The 3,652-nt window shown below is 68.3% G+C and carries 6 protein-coding genes; 3 read left to right on the forward strand and 3 right to left on the reverse strand.

Annotation, left to right across the window (positions count from 1 at the left end; genetic code table 11):
• Positions 1 to 64: 64 nt before the first annotated feature.
• Both VIM54_RS11055 and ftsY read right to left on the reverse strand, forming a co-directional pair.
• Positions 65 to 394: a hypothetical protein gene (locus tag VIM54_RS11055; protein WP_331901307.1), complete on the reverse strand. Its 330-nt coding sequence runs from the start codon at positions 392 to 394 to the stop codon at positions 65 to 67.
• Between the two features lie 17 nt (positions 395 to 411).
• Positions 412 to 1,284: a signal recognition particle-docking protein FtsY gene (gene ftsY / locus VIM54_RS11060; protein WP_147783897.1), complete on the reverse strand. Its 873-nt coding sequence runs from the start codon at positions 1,282 to 1,284 to the stop codon at positions 412 to 414.
• A gap of 191 nt (positions 1,285 to 1,475) precedes the next feature.
• Between ftsY and VIM54_RS11065 the strand changes: the two genes are divergently transcribed.
• Genes VIM54_RS11065 through VIM54_RS11075 form a run of 3 tightly spaced genes read left to right on the forward strand, consistent with a single transcriptional unit; the run spans position 1,476 to position 2,949 of the window.
• The gene (locus VIM54_RS11065) at positions 1,476 to 1,898 is read left to right on the forward strand and encodes an EVE domain-containing protein (protein ID WP_331901309.1); all 423 of its coding nucleotides are present in this window, start codon (positions 1,476 to 1,478) and stop codon (positions 1,896 to 1,898) included.
• Positions 1,895 to 2,371, forward strand: coding sequence for a MarR family winged helix-turn-helix transcriptional regulator (locus VIM54_RS11070; RefSeq protein WP_331901310.1), 477 nt, complete (start codon positions 1,895 to 1,897; stop codon positions 2,369 to 2,371). Before VIM54_RS11065 ends, VIM54_RS11070 begins: the two co-directional genes overlap by 4 nt.
• A complete protein-coding gene (locus VIM54_RS11075) occupies positions 2,368 to 2,949 on the forward strand; it encodes a histidine phosphatase family protein (protein WP_331901312.1) in 582 nt (193 codons plus the stop codon). Before VIM54_RS11070 ends, VIM54_RS11075 begins: the two co-directional genes overlap by 4 nt.
• A gap of 133 nt (positions 2,950 to 3,082) precedes the next feature.
• Here VIM54_RS11075 and VIM54_RS11080 read toward each other — a convergent pair.
• Positions 3,083 to 3,652: AAA family ATPase (locus VIM54_RS11080; protein WP_331901314.1), on the reverse strand; the 570-nt coding region annotated here is incomplete at its 5' end.

A 3,652-nucleotide genomic window follows, 5' to 3' on the forward strand; every position in this document is an offset into this window, starting at 1 on the left:
CTCTCCGCCCAGCTCGGCGCGCCCGAGCGCGTGCGCTGACCGACGGAACCCGGCGGAACGGGCTCTAGCGCCGGTTGGCGAGCACCACGACGAGGAGTCCGGCGATCGGGAGCAGCCCGACGGAAAGCGCGATGGTCGGCATCATCTTGGCGCTCGACCGCACGAGCGCGATGATCGCGAGCACGACCGAGGCAACGACGATCCCCGCCCCGACGAAGAACACGATGATGCTCGGACCCGGTCCGCTGCCCGAGCCGTTGAGCGCGTAGTCGATGCCGCTCACGAAGCCCCAGAAGCCGACGGCCGCACCGACAACCGCCAAGGCGAGCGCCACGAGCGAGAGTCGGCTGTACAGGCGTGGCCCGCGTGTCGGGGCGGGATCCGAACCGGCCATGGTGCCCTCCTGGCTCATCATCGTCCTATCAGGTTCTGCACGAAGACGTGCGGGGTGAATCCGGTGAGGTCGTTGATCCCCTCGCCCTGGCCAACGAGCTTGATCGGAATGCCCGTCTTCTCCTGCACCGAGAGCACGAACCCGCCTTTCGCCGACCCGTCGAGCTTGGTGAGCACGAGTCCCGTGACCCCCGCATGCTCGATGAACGCTTCTGCCTGCGCGAGGCCATTCTGCCCCGTCGTCGCGTCGAGCACGAGCAGAACTTCCGCGATCTCCGTCTGCTTCTCCACGACCCGCTTGACCTTGGCCAGCTCGTCCATGAGGCCGCTCTTGGTCTGCAGGCGGCCGGCCGTGTCGATGAGCACGATGTCCACGCCCTCGCGTTGGGCCCGCTCGATCGTCTGGAAGGCGACGGATGCCGGATCCTGGCCCTGCTGCTGCGGCTTCTGGATGGACGCACCCCCGCGTTCGGCCCACGTCGCCAGCTGCTCGACCGCCGCCGCCCGGAAGGTGTCGGCGGCACCGACGATCACCGTGCGCCCGCGCGTCGTGAGGAACTTCGCGAACTTGCCGATCGTCGTGGTCTTGCCGACGCCGTTGACCCCGACGACGAGCACGACGGCGGGCCGCGCGCTGAGCGTGAGGGTGGGGTCGAGCCTGGCGAGGCGCTCCTCGAGGGTCTCCCGCAGCATCCGCCGCAGGTCTTCCGGGTCTGTCGTGGAGTACTTGCGCACGTTCTCGCGAAGCTCGGCGACGATCGAATCGGTGATGTCGGAGCCGAAATCGGCGGTGATGAGAGCGTCTTCGAGGTCGTCCCAGGTCTCGTCGTCGATGGTCTTGCGCGAGAACATGCCCTTGAGCGCACCCGACAGGGACCACGGAGTTGCCATTCCCCCATGCTACCCAGCGGGGCGCGCACCGCCCGTGCACGCGCCGGGCGGCGTCCCGCCCGCGCCGCATGCCGCCCGCGGGATTGTTCCCCTTTTGTCCGGTCTGTGCCCGCCTGCGCCGCATCCCGCGCGCACAATCGCGCCAGCGGGCACCCTTGACACCGTACTTCGTATGCGCGCATAGTAAAACCATGACGGAGAGAATGAAGGCCTGGCTCGGGGTGGTCTCCCGGGAGCACGTGATGATCGGGGTCGGACTCGGCATCGCCCAGGTCAACCACGGCAAGCGCCCGCCCCTCACCCGACTGCACGCCGGCGACTGGTTCGTCTACTACTCGCCTCGAACCAGCTACCCGGATGGCGACCCCCTGCAGGCGTTCACCGCCCTCGGCCGGGTCGCCGACGACGAGATCTGGCAGGCGACCGACGGCGACTTCCGGCCGTGGCGACGACGGGTCGACTGGCAGGACTGCCTGGAGACCCCGATCAAGCCCCTGCTGGGCGAACTGGAGCTGACGAGCGGCCCGAACTGGGGCTACGCGCTGCGCCGTGGACTGCTCGAGCTGAGCGACTCGGACTTCGAGCGCATCCGAGCCGCGATGACCGCCGGATGACCGCCCTCGACAGCCGATTCGCCGACGACGCCGAGAGCACCGGCCTGCTGCTCTGGCGGGTGACCAATCGCTGGCAGGCCGCCCAGCGCGCCGCGCTGAAGCCGTTCGGGCTCACCCACGTGCAGTTCGTGCTTCTCGCCGCGCTCACCTGGCGGTCCAACGACGGACCGATGACCCAGCGAGCGCTCGCCGATGCGGCGGCGACCGACCCCATGATGACCTCCCAGGTGCTGCGGACCCTCGAGGCGACCGGTCAGGTCACCCGCGCCCGGCATCCGGATGACCGACGCGCGATGCTCGTGACCGTCACGGCTGCCGGCATCGACCTCGTGAATCGGGCCATCGGCACCGTCGAGTCGGTCGACGACGAGTTCTTCGGGCGGCTCGCGAGCGCCGCTCCGGCGTTCCATACGGGGCTCGGGATGCTCGCGCGACAGCCGGTGCCGCCGGGGCAGGGCAGACTAGAGGGGTGACTTTCGCCTTCATCCGCCATGGCCAGACCGACTGGAATCGTGAGCTTCGTCTTCAGGGCTCCTCCGACATTCCTCTCAACGACACGGGGCGCCAGCAGGCCCACGAGGCGGTCGCGGTGCTCTCGGGCACGCGCTGGGATGCGGTGGTGAGCTCCCCGCTCAGCCGCGCGCGCGAGACGGCGCAGATCATCGCCGACGGTCTCGGCATAACGCTGGGGCCGAGCTACCCCGAACTCGTCGAACGCGACTACGGCGACGGGGAGGGCGCGACCGAGGAGGACATCGAGGCGCGGTGGCCCGACCGCGACTACCCGGGGCTCGAGAGCCTCGACTCGGTGGTCGCCCGCGGCATCGCGGCGCTGAATCACATCGCCGACGAGTACGGGGACGCGAACGTCGTGATCGTCTGCCACGGCACGATCATCCGCTATACGCTCAGCGCACTCGCCGGACGCAAGCTCGATCAGATCAACAATGGGTCGACCGCCACCTTCGACCGAATCGGCGAGGGATGGCGGGTGCACACGGTCAATGACGAGCCGCTGGCTCCACTGCTCCCGGAGGCCGCTCGGACCTAGTGCCGGCACACGCCGCTCCCGCGGTTGTGCCAGTTTGTCGCGTTGGTGCCAGTTTGTCGCGTTGGTGCCAGGGCAACCGGGCACAATGGCGACAGCCGGGCACACTCGCGACGACGGGCGGCGCGTCGGCCAGCTAGCCGGCCTGCTCCTGCTTCACTCGCTGCCCGACGACCGCGCTGATGCCGTCGGCGCGCATCGAGACCCCGTAGAGGGCATCCGCGATCTCCATCGTGCGCTTCTGGTGAGTGATGACGATCAGCTGGGATGTCTGGCGCAGGTCTTCGAAAATCGTCAGGAGCCGGCCGAGGTTGGCGTCGTCCAGAGCGGCTTCGACCTCATCCATGATGTAGAACGGGCTGGGGCGCGCCTTGAAGATCGCGATCAGCAGAGCGACCGCGGCCAAGGATCGCTCGCCACCACTCAAGAGCGAGAGCCGCTCGATCTTCTTACCGGCGGGCTTGACCGTGACCTCGATGCCGGTGGTGAGCATGTTCTCCGGATCGGTCAGGTGGATGCTGCCGGTGCCGCCCGGGAACAGGATCGGGAAGACCGTGTTGAACGCGGCCCTGGTGTCTTCGAAGGCGTTGCCGAAGATGTCCTGCATCTTCTCGTCGATCTCCTCGATGATCGTGAGAAGGTCTTTGCGCGTCGACGTGAGGTCGGTGAGCTGCTCGCTGAGGAACTTGTGGCGCTGCTCGAGCGC

Source organism: Lacisediminihabitans sp. (genome assembly GCF_036569425.1).
In the GTDB taxonomy this organism is placed as follows: Bacteria; Actinomycetota; Actinomycetes; order Actinomycetales; family Microbacteriaceae; genus Lacisediminihabitans.